Source organism: Vreelandella titanicae BH1 (assembly GCF_000336575.1).
Classification (GTDB): domain Bacteria; phylum Pseudomonadota; class Gammaproteobacteria; order Pseudomonadales; family Halomonadaceae; genus Vreelandella; species Vreelandella titanicae.
Map to the genome: position 1 here is coordinate 1 of NZ_AOPO01000021.1, position 18,585 is coordinate 18,585.

General features: G+C 53.8%; 16 protein-coding genes. 10 read left to right on the forward strand and 6 right to left on the reverse strand.

The annotated features are described in order from the left end of the window. Positions 1-2,781: DUF4347 domain-containing protein (locus HALTITAN_RS22295; protein WP_039860588.1), on the reverse strand; the 2,781-nt coding region annotated here is incomplete at its 3' end. Between the two features lie 877 nt (positions 2,782-3,658). Here HALTITAN_RS22295 and HALTITAN_RS22300 point away from each other — a divergent pair. Both HALTITAN_RS22300 and HALTITAN_RS22305 read left to right on the forward strand, forming a co-directional pair. Beyond that, on the forward strand, positions 3,659-4,204 hold the full coding sequence (locus HALTITAN_RS22300) for a phage tail protein (RefSeq protein WP_009288455.1): 546 nt from the start codon (positions 3,659-3,661) through the stop codon (positions 4,202-4,204). Between the two features lie 63 nt (positions 4,205-4,267). Further along, positions 4,268-4,588 (forward strand): DUF6916 family protein, encoded by a 321-nt coding sequence (locus HALTITAN_RS22305; protein WP_039857260.1) that lies wholly within the window; start codon positions 4,268-4,270, stop codon positions 4,586-4,588. A gap of 23 nt (positions 4,589-4,611) precedes the next feature. On the opposite strand, the gene HALTITAN_RS22310 is transcribed toward HALTITAN_RS22305, so the two are convergent. From HALTITAN_RS22310 to HALTITAN_RS22320, 3 genes are all read right to left on the reverse strand, one after another. Then, positions 4,612-5,112 (reverse strand): GNAT family N-acetyltransferase, encoded by a 501-nt coding sequence (locus HALTITAN_RS22310; protein ID WP_039860590.1) that lies wholly within the window; start codon positions 5,110-5,112, stop codon positions 4,612-4,614. Between the two features lie 85 nt (positions 5,113-5,197). After that, entirely contained in the window at positions 5,198-5,728 is a 531-nt protein-coding gene (locus tag HALTITAN_RS22315) for a FlgO family outer membrane protein (protein WP_035538611.1), read from the reverse strand. Positions 5,729-5,792: 64 nt separating this feature from the next. Further along, positions 5,793-6,458: a hypothetical protein gene (locus HALTITAN_RS22320; RefSeq protein WP_240550038.1), complete on the reverse strand. Its 666-nt coding sequence runs from the start codon at positions 6,456-6,458 to the stop codon at positions 5,793-5,795. 210 nt (positions 6,459-6,668) lie between these two features. Here HALTITAN_RS22320 and HALTITAN_RS22325 point away from each other — a divergent pair, with 210 nt between their 5' ends. The 3 genes from HALTITAN_RS22325 to HALTITAN_RS22335 all read left to right on the forward strand — a co-directional run bounded on the left by HALTITAN_RS22325 (position 6,669) and on the right by HALTITAN_RS22335 (position 10,528). Beyond that, entirely contained in the window at positions 6,669-7,679 is a 1,011-nt protein-coding gene (locus HALTITAN_RS22325; RefSeq protein WP_022519975.1) for an OmpA family protein, read from the forward strand. A gap of 650 nt (positions 7,680-8,329) precedes the next feature. After that, on the forward strand, positions 8,330-9,247 hold the full coding sequence (locus tag HALTITAN_RS22330; RefSeq protein WP_009288457.1) for an HAD-IIB family hydrolase: 918 nt from the start codon (positions 8,330-8,332) through the stop codon (positions 9,245-9,247). Between the two features lie 60 nt (positions 9,248-9,307). Continuing rightward, a complete protein-coding gene (locus tag HALTITAN_RS22335; protein WP_009288458.1) occupies positions 9,308-10,528 on the forward strand; it encodes a glycosyltransferase family protein in 1,221 nt (406 codons plus the stop codon). Between the two features lie 281 nt (positions 10,529-10,809). On the opposite strand, the gene HALTITAN_RS22340 is transcribed toward HALTITAN_RS22335, so the two are convergent. Both HALTITAN_RS22340 and htc2 read right to left on the reverse strand, forming a co-directional pair. Next, positions 10,810-12,426, reverse strand: coding sequence for a methyl-accepting chemotaxis protein (locus HALTITAN_RS22340; RefSeq protein WP_009288459.1), 1,617 nt, complete (start codon positions 12,424-12,426; stop codon positions 10,810-10,812). 389 nt (positions 12,427-12,815) lie between these two features. Continuing rightward, a complete protein-coding gene (gene htc2 / locus HALTITAN_RS22345; RefSeq protein WP_009288460.1) occupies positions 12,816-14,432 on the reverse strand; it encodes a methyl-accepting chemotaxis protein Htc2 in 1,617 nt (538 codons plus the stop codon). Between the two features lie 199 nt (positions 14,433-14,631). Here htc2 and HALTITAN_RS22350 point away from each other — a divergent pair, with 199 nt between their 5' ends. The 5 genes from HALTITAN_RS22350 (at position 14,632) to HALTITAN_RS22370 (ending at position 18,568) form a co-directional block, all read left to right on the forward strand. Beyond that, positions 14,632-15,498, forward strand: coding sequence for an MBL fold metallo-hydrolase (locus HALTITAN_RS22350; RefSeq protein ID WP_039860593.1), 867 nt, complete (start codon positions 14,632-14,634; stop codon positions 15,496-15,498). A 29-nt stretch (positions 15,499-15,527) separates the two neighbouring features. Further along, complete coding sequence (locus HALTITAN_RS22355; protein WP_027959598.1) at positions 15,528-15,995, forward strand: YeeE/YedE family protein; 468 nt, start codon at positions 15,528-15,530, stop codon at positions 15,993-15,995. Between the two features lie 23 nt (positions 15,996-16,018). Beyond that, on the forward strand, positions 16,019-16,423 hold the full coding sequence (locus HALTITAN_RS22360; RefSeq protein ID WP_039860595.1) for a DUF6691 family protein: 405 nt from the start codon (positions 16,019-16,021) through the stop codon (positions 16,421-16,423). A 127-nt stretch (positions 16,424-16,550) separates the two neighbouring features. Further along, positions 16,551-17,252: a response regulator gene (locus HALTITAN_RS22365; RefSeq protein WP_039860596.1), complete on the forward strand. Its 702-nt coding sequence runs from the start codon at positions 16,551-16,553 to the stop codon at positions 17,250-17,252. Next, positions 17,249-18,568 (forward strand): ATP-binding protein, encoded by a 1,320-nt coding sequence (locus tag HALTITAN_RS22370; protein WP_009288463.1) that lies wholly within the window; start codon positions 17,249-17,251, stop codon positions 18,566-18,568. Before HALTITAN_RS22365 ends, HALTITAN_RS22370 begins: the two co-directional genes overlap by 4 nt. Positions 18,569-18,585 lie beyond the last annotated feature (17 nt).

Below are 18,585 nucleotides of genomic sequence, written 5' to 3' on the forward strand. Positions count from 1 at the left end.
GGCTTCGCTGAACGCTAGGGTGATGTTAACGGTGTCGCCCGCTTTATAAGTACCGTTGGCATTCGTCGAGGTGACATTGGTTACACTCGGGTTCATCACGTCAACGGTATGTGCAGTGCCGCTGGAGAAGCCCTCCGAGGCATTGCCTGCACCATCATTGATGTCGGTGCCGTCGTTCAGGTCAAGGCGCAAGTCGCCTTCGCCAGTAATGGTATCCACAGTGACGGTGTAGCTACTGCCGGAGCCTGAAATGGAGGCGATATTACCCGAAGCGCTGCCGGTGGTGTTGAGTAGGAAGTCATCGATAGAAGCATCGTCGACGTCTTCGCTAAAGGTAACGGTGTAATCCACTGAGGAAGCATTGGCTGCAGGCGAACCACTGGGCGCAATACTCGTAACGCTAGGGGCGATGGCATCAATCACAATATCTTTATTGCTACTCAAAGAGTTAGCATCGCCTGAGGCGGGCAGGGCCAACACCGTGTCGTTACCTGCCGAGTCCTTTATAGAGCCGCCATTGAGCAGGATCTCGCTGCCCGCCAGCGCCAGATCGCTGGTTTCATCGCCTGCTTGAACGGTATACGCGAACGTCAGCGTGTTAGTCCCGGAGCCCGCCGTATAGTCAATGACTCGGTCAGTTGCCCCGGTTTCCAGCGTTAGCTGCGGCGTCCCGGTTACGGTCACAACTTCACTAAAGGTCAGTGTAATATCAACGGTGTCACCCGCTTTATAAGTCCCGTCGGCCGTCGGCGAAGTGACGTTGGTGACGCTCGGCTTGACCAGATCAACGCTGTGAGCCGTACCGCTGGTGTAGCCTGCCGGGGCATTGGTGGCCCCATCGTCGATATCGGTGCCACTGTTAAGATCCAGGCGCAGGTCGCCTTCACCGCTAATACCGGTAACGCTGACCGTATAGCTGTCACCGCTGCCAGCAACCGCACTAATCGTGCCAGAGGCGGTGCCGGTGGAGGTAAGGGTGAAATCATCGGCAGAGACATTGCTGACGCTTTCGCTAAAGGTAACGGTGTAATCGACGGATGCAGCATTGGCATCGGGTGAACCGCTTGGGGCAATACTGGTAACGCTGGGAGCCACATCGTCGGTGACGTTGATGGTGACATCTTGCGTTGATGCGGTATTGCCATCGGTGGCTTGTACGCTGAGCGTATAGCTGCCGGTCGCACTGGCATCGAGTTGGCTGGTATCGCTCAGGGTAATTTCGCCCGTGGCGCCATCGATAGTGAAGGCGTTGCCAGTGTTGCCGGACTCGATGGAGTAGTTCACTGGATCGTCGCCCGTGGTAGCGACAGTGCCCAGTACCGTGCTGTTATCATCGCTCTCTTTAACGCTAAAGACTTGGCCGGTGGTGATGGCCGGGGCGATATCGTTGACGGAAATGGTGATGTCTTGAGTAGCCGTGTTGTTGCTGCTTTCACCGTCATCGGCCTGGATAGTCAGGGTGTAGCTTGCGGTGGCTTCATAGTCGAGTGCGTCAGGATCCGCTAGACGAATCTCGCCGTTATTGCTATCGATCTCAAACGCGCCGTCGACGTTGCCAGCGGTGATCGAGTAGGTGACAGAGTCGGTTCCACTGCTATCGCCATCGTTGGCATTGACATCGTGGATGACGGAGGTGGTATCAGTGGACGTTTCGTCGACGACCAGGCCGCCTGGATCCGTATTTTCAAAAACGGGATTATTATTCGTGACAGCCGGTGACGCGACAAGATCATCCATTTCGAGCACGGCGACGTCGCTAAATGTAATCCTGACTTCATCAACGTTGTCGTAGCCAGACTGAAAATCTATCGCGCCATAAGCACCACCCGCTGTAGTTTCGTTGTAGGTGTAGTGGGCGTCTCCTTGTGTATCGGAAGCTGTAAAGTCAAGTGATTCAGCAGAAGTTACTGCGGCACCGTCACGGAACCCCTGAATCGTTGCCACGGGATTAGTGTCAGTTGTTGTCTCAGATATGCCAATGGCAACCGAGGCAAGGTCAAATTCAGATCCATCGGTCGAAGAAAAGGTGAATTGACGAATATCTGGATTCTCAAAGTTCATCCAAATTACTCGGTCATTAGGATCCCCTGAATTATTCAAGTTGACCGTGAAGTCTGAAGGGCTGGGGGTAGCTATCCTGTCAGCACCATCCATTGCAAACGTCCAATCTCCAACGTTTATTGATGTAACCGGTTTTTCATTGATAAGGCCTACATCATCAAAATTCTCATTGGATATTGCCAAGGTCGACTGAAATAGCCCCGGTGCGGGTGAAAAAACGGCTGTTTCGATCAGGCCTGTTTGTTGTTCCAGATCCCAGTCCCCACCAAGATCGCTGGCCCCGGTTAGGTCATCGGAGGCGGCCACATCCGCGCCCGTTACCTGCGTTAGCGATTCCACAAACCGCAGTCCCTGCTCGCCCGCGCCAACATCACAGCCGTAAATAAGGATGTCGCCGTTTGGCCCCAATGCTTCGCCCCATTGTTCCAGGAAGCGGGCATAACTCGGCAGAGTCTCGCTATCAAGCGTGCTGTTACCAAGCGCTATACGCCCCTCACTGCCGTGGGAAACCAAGTGGATGGCGTCAAATTCGCCGCGCTGTGCTAACGCCTGGGCGATTTGTTCAACGCCGTTAGCGCTGGGGTCTAACAGTATGACCACGGTATCGTCGGCCACGCCGTTAAGCAGTGTTTGGTAATCGTCAACTCGGGGGTCGACGAAGATAACTTCGTTACGACCAGTCGATTGGCTTGGGGGCGTTTGGCGGGTGGGAGTATTCATAAAGAGTACACTCTTTAAGTTGTGTAGAGATTTGGTTGTTTGTGTATATTTTATCTGTAGGTATTTGTTTATACGTCTTTTTTATATGGCTTTTCCTATACGGCGTCGATCCGGTAATAGGCAAGTGACAGGCCGGAGACGCCGCCGTCAAAGATAGCAACCCGAAGCGGTGAAATGTCCATCTTAATGCTCCTTGTGCAGTTCTTTACTCTAGGATCTTTCGAGAGCACGTCGCTGACAAGGGGTTGCGAGAAGTTGATACTGAAGTGATCCGTTGTGCTATGGGTGGCCGCTCTAGTGATTTCGGTGATACCCAACTGATACTGTGATGCTGCGGCATCTAAGCTGAAATGCTGAATATGACAGCCGTCACTGAGTAAGCGACACTGTCTGTGATTGATATAAAAACGCTCACAGGGTGAAAGATGCATACATTGGATTTCCCTATTTCAACACTGCTGGATGATCTGGTCGCTAGATGAGGCCCATCTTCCCATGTTCAGAAACACGTGATCGCGCTCTTCGCTACATCAAAGAGCTCCACTGATTTGTGAAGTGCTCTAAGCTTTAATCCAATTTTTGCTTGTTTAACTTTTGTTTATTTATATTACTGCTTATACAGTTTTTTGGTTTCTTAACTATGTAAAAGCAGTCTAGGTTTATTGAGGAATTAGCACAGTAATACTAAAATTATGATCGTGACCCTAAGCATATGCAAGATTTTACTACTAGGTTTAATGAGTCTATGGTTACTGTGCGTGCAGCCGGATCGTCCTTTCCAATCATGCGCAGCCGCTAATGGTTGAGTAACCGCCATAAGCATTAATGATACCTTTATTAAAGATATCTTTATTACAACAGTGACAAGGAGTATTTTATGGATCCATTCCTCGGTGAAATCAAAATGTTCGGCTTCGAATGGGCGCCTCGAGGCTGGGGGGTGTGCAATGGTGCCCAGTTGTCTATTGCACAGAATACCGCCCTCTTCTCTTTACTTGGCGTTGTGTATGGCGGCAACGGCCAAACCACCTTTAACCTGCCAGATCTGAGAGGGCGAATGCCCAGAGGGCAAGGTCAGGGAGCGGGCATGGCAAATGTCGATATCGGGGAGCTGGCTGGAGCGGAAAACCGCACACTGACTATCAATGAAATGCCTCAACATACGCATGCCGCAGGGGCAATGACTACGCCGGATGACGCCAATCAAGCTACGCCTGCCACAGGGGATTATCTAGCCAGCGGTAAAGTGGGCCTAAGTGACTCTGTACGTAATTACTATAGTGGCACCCCCTCTGGCACGGTTGAGTTAGGCAATGGCCAAACGGGCATTAGCGGAGGGAGCCAACCGTTTAACGTTATGAACCCTTATCTCGCCCTGAACTTCAGTATTGCATTGCAGGGTATCTATCCATCCCGCCAATAAGTAGGGCAACAAGTGATGGAGGCCGAACGTTTGGAGGTTCGGCCTCTTATCGTAGGAGTCACGATGTTAGGCACCATTACGGCGGCGGATTTTCAGCCGCTACAGGGAAAAGAGTGTACCTTTGAGGCGACCTCTGCGCTTTCGGTGAAGTTAACGGTCGAGCAAGTCACAAGCCGCCCCGACTGCCAAGTGCCGGGGGCAGGCGAAGCGCGGGAGCCTTTCGGTGTTCTTCTGTCTGGGCAGCAAGACGAGGTTGATTTTACCAGCGCCACCGGGGTCTTGCGCTTAGGCGACGGAGCAACGCTGGAAGGAGTTTACATTAACCGTGTGTTACCCCCAATGGGGGGCGACCCACGACCCTGGTATCAACTGGTTTTTAACTAATATTTTTACTAACTAATAGTTGACTAGGGCGTTTGCGGATACCAGACCCAGCGTTCTACTGCCCCCATTAATCTTTCAAAGCGGAACCCTAGCTGCTGGTAAAGCTGTTTGGCATAAACATTAAATGGATCGACGGAAAGGGAAACGGGGCTCATAACTTGAGCCCCTGCTGCCTGGACTGCCCTAAGAACGACAGCACCATAGCCTTTATTACGTGCTCCCTTGATCAGCGCGAGGTCGAGAATATGCACTTCGTTGGCACCGAAATCCACGGTGACACGGCCGATCCGCTCACCCTGTTTCTCGACGATATAATACAAGGCATTGGGGTAGGCAGTTCCATAACCGATTGCCTGGGCCTTAACCTGCATCTCAAGCAGCGCCTCAATCATGTCTTGATCAGCCAGCGCTAGTTGCAGGTCTTGCCGGATATCTCGATAAAGCGCTTCAAGAAAAAGATGATCTGAATCTCTAGAGGGTCGAAGTTGCAACCCATCGTTTAAGTGCCCGCCAATACCTGCCATTCGTTTGCCATTGCCCAAGGATATAAGTTGATTGAATCGCCCACCACTACAAGATAAACGTGAGCTTGCCAAAAATCGTGAGTGCTCACCAACCCCCTTGGCCCTCTAACAAGCTTCGGGTGTTGTTATTGAGCGGTAAGCGGAAATCGGCGCTGCCGAGTACCATGGCATCACCTGCTCGAACGACCCGAGCACTTACATAGACGTAGTCCTGGCCCTGTGCATAGGTGCCCATTAGAATTGAACGGGCGTTGTGCTGAGCGGTTAGGCGCTGAACTTGCCGTGATAGAATCAATTCCCCCACGCTCTCTTCGATAAACATGCTGTCGCGCATTTTGACTTCGCGTACCTGCATACCCTGGCGGGCCAGTGCGGAGGCCATAATTTCAGAGCTAATACGCCCAAGCGTAGACGACTGGCTTAGATTGTCGATGCTCACAAAAGTGGCGGCAATCATGGGGCTATAGCGCGTGAGCTCTGGATTGCTGGCAACCATCTGCTCGGCAGCGGCATGAACCAATTCAGAGAGATCGGGTTCCGGTTCGGCGGGCGTGTTGTTAGCATTGCCCAGCGCGCTGCAACCAGCCAGTAACAGTAGCGTTATGCCCATGGTCATCCCACGGGTAGCATGGCCGATAGAGCGAGCGCGCCAAGTAGTTAAAAGTGTCATCAGCATGAAATTACCACGTATCAGTAAGGGGAACGGAGGGTGTGGTAGGTGCCTGAGGCACGCGATGAGGGGCATATTGACGACGGTCACCGGCATTGATGTAGTAAATGTTGGACGAAGAGTAGAGAATTCGTTCGCCATCGATAATTTGCGTGGTCACGATGATCTCTTCGTCACCGGTGTATGTCCAACTACCGCTGGTGGTATCGGCAAGCATGCCGGCGGGGATTAATCCCAGCGCAGGTTCGCTCCACTGATTAAACGGAATCGTGGCTACCGCAATGCCCGCGGTGAGTGCGGTAAAAGCGCCAACCGGTGGGCGGATAAAGCCGCGGTCACGGTGCTCGACGACTTCGACGTCGATAGTGATATTGGCGCTGTTTGCAGTGGGGACGGTGGTAAGGTTAGCGCCCCGTGACACCAGTTCGCTGGTCAGCAGTGCGCGAAAGCCACGCCCAAATTCACCGCCACTGTAGGCGTGCAGTGCTTCACTGTCTGACTCGCTGATGTGTAAATCGCGATTGCGAACGCGCTCGCGTTGTAAAATGCTGGTAGCTTCATGGCGGGCCAGCACATCCCAGTGGTGAGCTGCCTGCATACGTTGCTGTTCGGTATAGGGGTAGGTAGTGGCGATCGGCGCTTGAGATGTGTTGGCATAAAAGCAGCCGCTAAGCATTAAGCTTGCCAGCCCCAAACTAACAGGACGTATGAAATAGGGTAATGGAAATAATCGGGGACGGGTGCGCACCTGCTGGTTCCTTTTTCGCTACAAAACGGCTTTTGATAGACTATGTGCTTTGCTTAGTTTGCCATGCCTAATTCGACGTATCTAATTCATCATACCTAGCAAGATCGGCCACGAGGTTAAAAACTTGAATGAGCGATAATGCCAATGCTTGAAGATCACCGCGGCGGTCCGCGCCATGATTCGCTGATGTCGGCCTATCATGAAAGTGATAGCGGTAGCGGTTGGATGATCAGTTATCTCGATATCATGACCTTGTTGGTGGCTCTGTTCGTGGTCATTATCGCCGCTGCAGGGCCGGTTATTCCTCAATTGAACCAGAAGGATAGTGTGAGCGAGGACGCGAGCACATCCTCGCCTACTTTGGGAGTCCCCCTGCCTGAAGCATTGGCCCAGGTAAGCCATGAGCGTGAGAGTGTCGCCCGGTGGAGCAGTGCAGGATTGAACCCCATGGCGATTAGTGCGGCACTTGGCGTGGCAGGGCTGCCCAAGCTGGCCGATCTTCCTCGACGAGTCAGCTTCGGTGTTCCACCGCTTTTGGCAGCACCATTGCCGCCTGCTGAGCCGGTTATTTCTTTACCAAAACTACTGATGCCCGCGGGCAGCGATGATTTTACATCGCCCTTAGCTGACTACATGGTGGTGTTAACCGACCACCCCCCGGCAAATGTACAAGCGGTGAGCGATGAGTCAGTAGCGGGGGCGACTGCGCTAAATCAGGCGCTTTCGGAACGCGTTGAAGAGTCTACCTATTTACCCGACCTGGAGGGTGTTGAAGTATCGCGGGTGGCTGAGGGGATTAGCCTGCGTGTACAGGATCAACTGCTGTTTCCCTCTGCCACGGCTGAGCTAACCAACGATGGGTCGTCACTAGTGAGCAGTTTGCTCGAGACTATTCAGCGCTACGATGGCGAAGTGTGGGTGGAGGGCCATTCGGACAGCCAGACCATTAGCACCGAGGAGTTCTCATCTAACTGGGCGCTGTCGAGTGCTCGTGCCATTGCCATTGTGGAAGCGCTGGAAGCGGCGGGCGTGGATGCTGAACGCCTTCGCGCAGTCGGCTTGGCAGCAACAAAACCGCTAGAGAGCAACGCCACCGCGGAAGGGCGTGCACGTAATCGGCGGGTTGAGGTGGTGATTCATGTGGAGTAAGGGGCAGTTAATAGAGGAGTAAATAGCTGCTCAGCTATAAGGAAAATGTCATTGCGAGAAGCGCAGCGACGCGGCAATCTGATTTGTCAGTGATAGCTAACCCCGAGATTGCTTCTCTATGTTTGCAATGACGGCAACATGATCGCCACGCTTCGCTCGCGATGACATAAGAGGGGCAATGACATAGAAAAAAGCCCGCCGGGGGAGGCGGGCATTAAAGGGCTTGGCTCACTGCAGTCCACTGGCATCAGGTGAGGGGTGTACAGGATTGCCAGTGGGTACAATATCAGTATAGCTATTTATTAAGCGTTGCCAAGTGCGGTAAAGCTTTTTTTACTTTTTATCATCTTAGTTATCGCTAATGCTTATTCTGAAAGGGGCTGTACAAAGCGCACCGATCTGCTTCATGCACTTTTGTGGTGCGTTTTAACTGCCTCTTTTTGGTGCTTGCAAATACTCTGATTTATTTATCCCGTCAAATTCCACGTAACCCTCTGTTGAATAGACACTTCTCTGTTTTGGCTTATTAATTGCTATGCTTTACGTAGCAATTAATAGCTGGTCATAGTAGTTAATAGCTGGCCATAGCTATTTAGGCGTTCTAGACATGACGTCTTAACGAAGCGTTAAGGCCGAAGAGAGGTAGTGCTATGCCTGAACCCGCTCGTCTTTCAGCGTCAACCCCTTCGGTTGATCCGGCTCTGCAGCCGCGGCTTGTCTTGACCGATTTAGATGGCTCACTGCTCGACCATCACAGTTATGACTTCAGCCCTGCTGCTCCCTGGCTTGCCCGCTTAAAGCAAATGGGGGTGCCGGTGGTTCCGGTGACCAGTAAAACCCGTGCCGAACTGATACCGCTGCGCGAAGCGCTGGGCCTCACGGCAACCCCATTTATTGCTGAAAATGGTGCGGTTATTGGTCTCCCCCCTGGCTGGTGTCATGCACGCTTAGACCGTCCAGGCAGTGGCCGTGATGGTGTCGTTATCAAACATCCTGGTGTGGATATTGGCTTTATACGTGCCCGATTAAAGGTGTGGCGTGAACGCTTGGATATTCGCTTTACCCGCATGGGAGAGATGAACGTAGCTGAGGTGATGGAGCTTACCGGGCTCGACGCAGTTCGCGCCCGGGATGCTCGGCAGCGGGAAGGTAGCGAACCGTTGTTGTGGGAAGACTCGGCCGCGGCCCTTGAGACGTTTCGCGCCGCTTTAGAGGGGGATGGCTTACAGCTTACTCAAGGTGGGCGCTTTTGGCATGTAATGGGGCGCTCCGCCGATAAGGGCAATGCCGTCGAGTGGCTGGTTAAACGCTTCACGGCATTAAGAGGGCGAATGCCTCTTTCATTGGGTTTGGGAGATGGGCCAAACGATATCACCATGCTCGAAGCAGTGGATCAAGCGGTCGTGATACGAGGTTGTCACGACTTAGCCGTAGAACCCCGCAACGCTTCGCTCTATCGCACGGATGCCACAGGGCCAACTGGCTGGGCTGAGGGAGTGGCCTACTGGTGGGGGCGAGATGACCGCCGTTTAGCGACGGCGGAAAAGGGCGATGCCGCTCTCCTTTGAGTACAGTTATTTGAGTCCAGTACTTTGACCCCAGTTCTATGAATCCAGGGAGGTAAGTGAATGAGTGACTTTCATCAAAACGGAATTATTACCGACTTTCACAACCTTACCCGGCGCTCGGTGGAGGCGCTTGAACAAGAGCTGTGCCAGTTTGCTCGACGACGTCCAATGGGGCTGATTCTACCGTCGCTGTTTTCGGAGCTGGAAGGGCCAGCGCTGTCGGCGATCGTCGATGAGCTGGTTAAAGTCCCTTATCTCAACGAGATTGTCATTGGCCTGGATAGAGCCGATCGCGAGCAATTTTTATATGCTCGGGAGTTTTTCTCACGCCTGCCGCAACACACGCGCATCTTATGGAACGATGGCCCACGGCTGCGCGCCCTGGATGCGGAGCTGGAAGAGCACGGTTTAGGCGCTTTAGAGCCTGGGAAAGGGCGCAATGTATGGTATTGCGCAGGCTATATGCTGTCGTCAGGGCGCTCGACGGTGGTAGGGCTTCACGACTGCGATATTTTGACCTATGAGCGTGGGCTGCTTGCGCGCTTGATGTATCCGGTGGCGCACCCCAATTTCAATTACAGCTTCTGCAAAGGTTATTACCCCCGTATTGCCGAGGGCAAACTGAATGGGCGCGTCTCACGGCTGTTAGTCACACCGCTGCTGCGGGCGCTTAAAACTGTCTGTGGGCCGATGCCCTACCTTGATTACCTGGATAGCTTTCGCTACCCACTGTCAGGTGAGTTTGCGATGCGCAGCGAAGTGCTTGAGGGGATTCGTATGCCTGCGGATTGGGGGCTGGAAATTGGCGTTTTGTCGGAGTTACAACGCAACTACTCCCTGCGCCAGCTCTGCCAGGTAGATATTGCCGATGCCTACGACCACAAGCATCAGCCGGTTAGCGAAGATGATCCTGATAGCGGCTTAAACCGCATGAGCCTGGATATTTCAAAAGCGCTCTATCGCAAACTAGCCACCCAGGGGGTTACCTTTAGCAGCGAAGACTTCCGCACGCTTAAAGCTACCTACTACCGCTTTGCGCTGGATTTGATCGAAGCCTACGACCACGATGCGACGATGAACGGCCTAAGCCTTGATCGCCACAGCGAAGAGCAGGCCGTGGAGCTGTTTGCCAGTAACCTGCTCGAAGCGGGCAATCTTTTTATGGATAACCCACGTGAGCGACCCTTTATCCCCAGCTGGAACCGTGTTCAGGCCGCGGTGCCAGATCTGCTCACGCGTATGCACGAAGCGGTAGAGCTGGATAACCAAGGTAAGGTTTAGCGCCTATTCATATGTCATTGCAAGGAGCCTACTCATATGTCATTGCGAGGAGCGCAGCGACGCGGCAATCTCGATCTGCGATGGCAGGTAACCTCGAGATTGCTTCACTGCGTTCCCAATGACAACACCGAGATCGCCACGCTTCGCTCGCGATGACACCCATTTGTCATTGCAAGGAGCCTACTCATATGTCATTGCGAGGAGCGCAGCGACGCGGCAATCTCGATCTGCGATGGCAGGTAACCCCGAGATTGCTTCACTGCGCTCGCAATGACAAGACATCAAAAATCGCTGTGCTGGAGGGCTGCACGCGGAGCCGATGACGAGGCGGGTAAATTTGCTTGTGCATGTCCCGTGCTCTGGTTAATGCGGAAGTGGGCAACCAGTTGACGCAGCTGAGCACTGAGCTGTGCGAGCGTTTGGGTGGCGTGGTTACTCTCTTGCACCAGGCCGGCATTTTGCTGGGTCATTTGATCCATCTGCGTTACCGCCTGATTGACCTGCTCAATGCCGCTGCTCTGCTCAATGGTGGCTGCAGAGATTTCCTGAACCAGTGTACTGAGCTGTTTAATGTCATCGACCATGCCATTGATCTCATCGCCGGTGTCATGCACTTGACGGCTGCCTTCCACCACTTTGCTATCCGACGCTTCGATCAGCGTTTTGATCTCTTGGGCGGCAGCAGCCGAACGGCTGGCTAGTTGGCGAACTTCATTGGCGACAACGGCGAAACCGCGCCCCTGCTCGCCGGCTCGGGCGGCTTCCACCGAGGCGTTAAGAGCCAAAATATTGGTTTGGAAGGCGATGCCGTCAATGGTGTTAACGATGCTGCTCATTTGGGTGGCGCTTTCGTTAATCGTCGCCATGGTGGAGATCACCGTGGACATTGAGTCACTGCCGCGTTGAGCGCTGTCAGCGGTGCGTGTGGCAAGTGTTCGCGCGTGATCCGCATGTTCGGCATTTTGTTTAACCGTGGCGGTAAGCTGCTCCATGCTGGAGGCCGTTTCGGCCAACGACGCTGCCTGCTCTTCGGTGCGTGTGGAAAGCTCTTCATTAACACCCACAATCTGCTCTACGCCACTGTTAACCTGGTTTGCGCCGTGGTGAATATCGCCAATGGTATTGGCCAGGGTTTCACGCATCCGGTTGATATCAAATAGTAAGCTCTGCTGATCCTTCGGCGAAAGCTGAGTGGTTTGGGTCAAATCTCCATCAGCAATATGGCGTACTACGCTAGCTGCATAGCGTGGGTCGCCCCCCAGCCTGCGAGCAACATCACGAATGACCCAGCCCATTAGCAGCGTTACAGGAAGGCCTATAATCAGCAGTACCATTACCGAGTAAATTAAACGTGTAATAAAAGCTTCGTTTATATCATCTACATAAACACCCGTGGCCAGCGACCACTGCCATTCGGGAAGATAGGCCACGTAACTGATTTTCGGTACCTGCTCATCACCAGTGATACGACGGGAGTAGTAGTCAACGTGCCCACCGCCAGCTTGAGCTGCTTCTCGAAAAGCAGCGTAAAGATCCATGCCGCTGGCATCCTGGTAAGCGCTCATGTCTTCACCGCGGGGGCGCTTGGGGTGGGAAACGATCTTTAGGTCATCATCGAAGGAGAAGATATATTCTCCACCGCCAAAACTGACGCTAGACATATTGTCGATGGCACGCTGTTGGGCTTCTTCAAGGCTGAGCTCTCCAGCAACTACCCGCTCTTGTAGCGCTTCAATTTGGCTCTGTACGCTTTCCACTACGTATTGAATACTGTCTCGGCGTTCACTCTCAATCGTCTGGCGATTCTCCCAGGCCAACCAGCCTACCAGCAGTAGCATGGCAACCCAGATAATACCCAGCGTTCCCCAGAGTTTTTGCGTCGTCGTTAAGCGTGTCATTTTTTTCCTAGCCGATGTAAGTAAGCAACGTTGTTCCCTATCGGCCTAAGGCACCAATACCTTAGCAAAATTTAAAGTAAATGCTGCCGCGGCAATTTCGCTTGCCGAGGCAGCATATTCTGAGATGTGTTTCACATCGCTCGCAATGACACCCAGTTGATCATTGTGAGGAGCCTACTCATATGTCATTGCGAGGAGCGCAGCGACGAGGCAATCTCGATCTGCGGTGGCAGGTAACCCCGAGATTGCTTCACTACGTTCGCAATGACAGGTGAAGGATTTCAATGATATCACCTACGTCATTGCGAGGAGCGCAGCGACGCGGCAATCTCGATCTGCGGTGGCAGGTAACCCTGAGATTGCTTCACTGCGCTCGCAATGACAAAACATCAAAAATCGCTATGCTGATGAGCGGTCTGCGGGGCGGGTGAGGAGGCGGGTAAGCTTGCCTGTGTATGCTCCGTGCTCTGGTGAATGCGGAAGTGGGCAACCAGTTGGCGCAGCTGGGCGCTGAGCTGGGCCAGGGCTTGAGTCGCGTGAGTGCTTTCTTGCACCAAGCTGGCATTTTGCTGGGTCATTTGATCCATTTGCGTTACCGCTTGGTTGACCTGCTCAATGCCGCTGCTCTGTTCAATGGTAGCCGCAGAAATTTCCTGAACCAGCGTACTGAGCTGTTTGATATCATCGACCATGCTGTTAATCACATCACCGGTGTCGCGTACTTGGCGGCTGCCTTCAACTACTTTGCTGTCCGACGCTTCGATCAGCGTTTTAATCTCCTGTGCCGCAGCAGCTGAGCGGCTGGCAAGTTGACGAACCTCATTGGCGACAACCGCAAAGCCGCGCCCTTGATCACCTGCTCGGGCGGCTTCAACTGACGCGTTCAGTGCCAAAATATTGGTTTGGAAAGCGATACCGTCAATGGTGTTAACGATGCTGCTCATCTGTGTGGCGCTTTCGTTAATCGTCGCCATAGTGGTCGTGACGGACGACATCGAGTCGCTGCCGCGCTGAGCGCTATCGGCCGCTCTGGTGGCAAGCTGACGCGCATGGTCAGCGTGTTCAGCATTTTGCTTAACAGTCGCGGTGAGCTGTTCCATACTGGAAGCGGTTTCAGCTAGTGATGCTGCCTGCTCTTCGGTGCGGGTCGAAAGCTCTTCGTTTACGCCCACGATCTGCTCTACGCCACTGTTGACCTGGCTTGCGCCGTGGTGGATGTCACCAATCGTCTCGGCAAGAGCTTCACGCATCCGGTTGATATTAAAAAGTAAGCTCTGTTGATCCTTCGGCGAAAGCCGTGTGACCTGGGTCAGGTCGCCGTCGGCAATATGACGTACTACGTTGGCTGCATAGCGTGGGTCTCCACCTAAACGACGAGAAACATCACGAATAACCCATCCCATCAGCAGCGTTACCGGCAGGCCAATGATCAGTAGTATCACGATCGAGCGAATCAAACCGGCAATAAAGGCGGCATTAATATCATCGACATAAACGCCGGTCGCCAGTGACCAGTCCCATTCGGGAAGGTGTGCTACATAACTGGTTTTCGGCAGCTGCTCGTCGCCACCCGCGCGGGTAGAATAGTAATTGACGTGACCACCACCTGCTTGCGCGACACGCAGCAACTCGGGGTACAGCGCCATCCCGCTGGCGTCTTCATAATTGGTCATGTCAGTGCCGGGTGTGCGGCTAGGATGCGATATAATCAGTAAGTCATCGTTGAATGAAAAGATATACTCGCCCGCCCCAAAGCTAACGCTAGACATATTATCGATCGCACGCTGCTGCGCTTCTTCCAGGCTAAGTTCACCGGAGGCTACCCGTTCTTGCAGGGCTTCAATTTGGTTTTGCACGCTTTCCACTACGTATTGAATGCTATCGCGGCGTTCGCTCTCAATCGTCTGGCGGTTCTCCCAGGCAAGCCAGCCAACCAATAGCAGCATGGCAACCCAGATAATACCCAGCGTTCCCCAGAGTTTTTGTGTCGTTGTTAAGTGAGTCATGTTCTTCCTAATTTTTGTAATTGAGTAACTCCTTCATTATCGGCCTAAATGGAGCAGACCTTAGCAAAAATAGTCTTGAACACTCTTTTGGGATATATAGCACCCTTATATTCTAAAATAATCTAAATATAGAACTTAAAATGCACTATGCTGTCTTTATAGCATGAGATTGAGATCACCACCCCTATGGGAGGCAACGATGCAACGCCCAATCGTTACGCACTTTTTTGATGAGCCTACGAACACCTTTAGCTATGTCGTCCAAGACCCTGATAGCCGTGCCTGCGCAATTATAGATTCGGTACTCGATTTTGATTATGCCGCTGGGCGAACCGACGTGCGATCTGCTAACACCATCATCGCTTTTATTCGCGAACACGATCTCAATGTAGTCTGGATTTTGGAGACCCATGTACATGCAGACCACCTCTCGGCAGCGCCATACCTACATGAACAGTTAGGGGGTAAAACCGGCATTGGTGCCAATATAGTGAAGGTGCAGGAGATATTCGGTAAGGCATTCAATGCGGGCAGTGAGTTTGCTCGGGATGGCAGCCAGTTTGATGCGCTGTTTGAAGAAGGGGATACGTTCGCCGTTGGCCAATTACAGGGCCAGGTGCTGCATACCCCAGGACATACGCCCGCTTGTTTAACCTACGTAATAGGCGATGCCGCCTTTGTAGGCGATACGCTATTTATGCCGGATTATGGCACCGCGCGGTGCGACTTTCCCGGTGGAGATGCGCGCACTCTTTATCACTCTATCCAAAAAGTATTGGCGCTTCCCGAGCAGACGCGGCTGTTCTTATGCCACGACTATAAAGCTCCCGGTCGCGATACCTTTCAGCATGAAACCAGCGTTGCGGAACAGCGCAGTGAGAACGTCCATGTTCATGAAAGTATCAGCGAAGACGAGTTCGTGAAGATGCGCACTGAGCGCGACGCCACCTTAGGCATGCCACGGCTCATTATTCCTTCGGTGCAGGTCAATATGCGTGCGGGGGAACTGCCTCCTGCGGAAGAGAATGGCACTGTCTATCTCAAAGTGCCGCTTAATTTTTTCTAATGGTGTAAGTGCGAACTAAGGAGTGACCCGTGGATTGGACAGCAGGCTTACAAGGGCTGGTTGGGGGTGTGTTGATCGGGCTTTCCGCTACCTGGTTGATGGCAACGCTGGGGCGTATCGCCGGTATCAGTGGCATCGTGGGCAATTTGATAACCCAATGCCCCAAGGGCGATAGCGCTTGGCGAGTGGCTTTTCTGTTAGGGCTGATAAGCGGCCCGCTTCTGCTTATGGCGCTAGGTGGTGGTTTGGGCAACGTTGCCGGAAGCCCTGGTGAGGTGATTGGCGCGCCGGTGGGAGGCGTAGGGTTAATGCTGGTGGCTGGGCTGTTAGTGGGCGTAGGCACGGGGCTGGGCAGTGGCTGTACCAGCGGCCATGGGGTATGCGGGCTGGCGCGCTTGGCACCGCGCTCCATGGCGGCCACCGGTATGTTTTTGCTGACGGCGCTAGTGACCGTTTATATCTCGCGCCACATGCTAGGCCTAGGCGGTGGAGTATGAGTCAGTCAAACAAGAGTCATTGGATGAAAACAGCGGCAGGCTATGCGGCGGGGCTGCTTTTCGGTATCGGCTTAGCTGTTTCAGGCATGACCGACCCCGCGCGAGTAGTGGGGTTTCTAGACGTAGTGGGCGCCTGGGATCCAACGCTAATGTTCGTATTGGGCGGGGCCGTCATCACCACCTTTGTTGGCTATCGGCTGGTATTCAAGCGTACTGCACCATTGTTGGGTGGCGTCTTTCAGTTACCGACCAAACGAGAGTTAGACGCGAAGTTATTAGGGGGCGCTGCCCTGTTCGGCATCGGCTGGGGGCTTTCCGGCTACTGCCCAGGGCCAGCGATTGCCTCCATTGGCGGTCTTTCCTTACCGCTATTGGCCATGCTGGTGACAATGGTGTTGGGGTGGTTTGCTGCTAAGCGTCTCGCCTAGCCATTCGTCCTTATTCGGCGATTGCCATGCCCGCGCCCTTGCCATCAAAGCAAGGGCGTTTTTATTTGTCTTAACGCTGGGTTAATGCCCGTCCGCCATGCTGATGGGTAATAAATGGGAAACTGCTATGCACGTCTTGTTGATTGAAGATGACCCGCTGGTTGCTTCGGGTATTCGCGCTGGATTAATGACCTTCGACTTTGTGGTCGATCACGTCTCCACGGGGAGCGCTGCCCGTCAGGCGATGCGAACGGTGGCCAGTGATGTGGTCATTCTTGATCGCGGATTGCCCGATGGCGATGGTCTTCAATTGCTGGCCGAGTGGCGCGAGCAGGGCAATGACGTTCCCGTGCTGGTGTTAACCGCTAGGGATGCGGTGCGTGACCGAGTGGATGGACTACAGGGCGGCGCCGACGACTATCTGGTGAAACCTTTCGATTTAGATGAGTTGGTAGCGCGTTTGCACGCCTTGTTACGCCGAGTAGCAGGGCGCAGCAGCGGCCTGATTGCCCACGGCGCACTCTGCTTAGATCCAACGGCTAGGGAGGTCTACGTCGATGAACAGCTGATTATGCTGTCTCGCCGGGAGCTGGTGCTGCTTGAAACCTTCCTGCAATCGCCACGCAGCGTCCTGTCAGCCGACCAGCTTAAAGATAGCCTTTACGGTATGAACGACGATGTTGAGAGCAATGCGCTGAATGTGCATATCCACCACCTGCGCCGCAAGTTGGGGAGCGGCGTGATTGAAACAGTGCGCGGGCTTGGCTATCGGTTGGGCAAACCCGAGGCGGTACATGCGGCCGGTACGCCCTATAAGGGGCAGCTATGAGTTTACGTGCGCGCTTGCTGCTGACTCTGGGATTAACGCTGGCACTGCTCTGGGGTGTGGCGGCGGCGTGGCTGATGCGCGACCTGGAAGAGAAGTTTGTGGAAACCCTGGATCAGCGCTTAGCGCAGTCGGCAAGAATGGTGGCCGGGTTAGTCCTGCAGCTGCCGTTTGACGTATGGGAGGATGCCGAGCATCCAGTGCTGTCTATTCCACCCATTGAGGGTCTGGCCTGCCAAGTGCACTCGCCCCAAGGCGAAATCATGGCGCGCACCCATGCCGATATGGACGCTATTCTCGCCCCGGGAGAGGGCGGCCACACTTATCGCCAGGCAGGCGACGTGACTTGGCGGGTATTTACCTACGAGCGCGGTGGCATCGTGATTACCACCGCTGATCGTATGGATGAGCGCGATATGCTGCTCGGCGGCGTTATACGCATGACCGTGGTGCCCTTTATCGTAGCGCTGGTAGGCAGCATGTTTGCGCTTTGGCTGGGGGTTTGGCGTGGCTTAGCACCGCTAACACGGCTGCGCGAATCGCTGGCCAATCGCCACCCCGATGCACTGGCCCCTGTCGCTACCTATGGCCTGCCTAAAGAGATTCGTCCGCTGATTGAAACCTTAAATACGCTTCTTGAGCGTGTACAGCAAACCATTATCCGTGAGCAGCGCTTTACAAACGATGCCGCCCACGAACTGCGCACACCGCTTACCGCGATCAAAACCCACCTGCAAGTGGCTCGCCGGGTCGAAGGTCAGGCCGCAATAACATCGCTCAACTATGCTGAAGAGGGAGTGGTGCGGTTGAGCTCAACCCTTGACCAACTGCTCACGCTGGCTCGCGTAGAGGGGCGTGTGCGCTTTGATGATGGTGAGGCTAGTCGCGTCGCAGATGTAGCCGAACACGCCCTGGCGGATAGCCAGCACAACAAATCAGCCCGCTTTGTAGTGTCGCCCCATTGGCCCGATGTCGCCCTTGCGATGCCCCGCGAATTGGCTATCACCGCGCTGCGTAATTTGCTCGATAACGCTATTAACCATGGGCCCGCCGATGCCCCCGTTAACTTTGATGCGCAGTGGGAGCCAGGGGAGCGCCATCTTACCTTTAGCGTTAGCGACCAAGGCCCAGGTGTTGATGGCGCGACGCTTGAACAATTAACTCAACGATTCTGGCGCGCCAGTAAACAGCAAGGCAGTGGACTGGGGTTAGCCATTGTGGCTGCTATCGCCGAACGTTTTGGTGGCGAAGTGACGTTTGTCAGCCCTGCTGGAGGTGGTTTTACCGCCCGTCTGGTGGTGCCAGTGGCGGGTAGCTAACAACGATAACGCAAGGG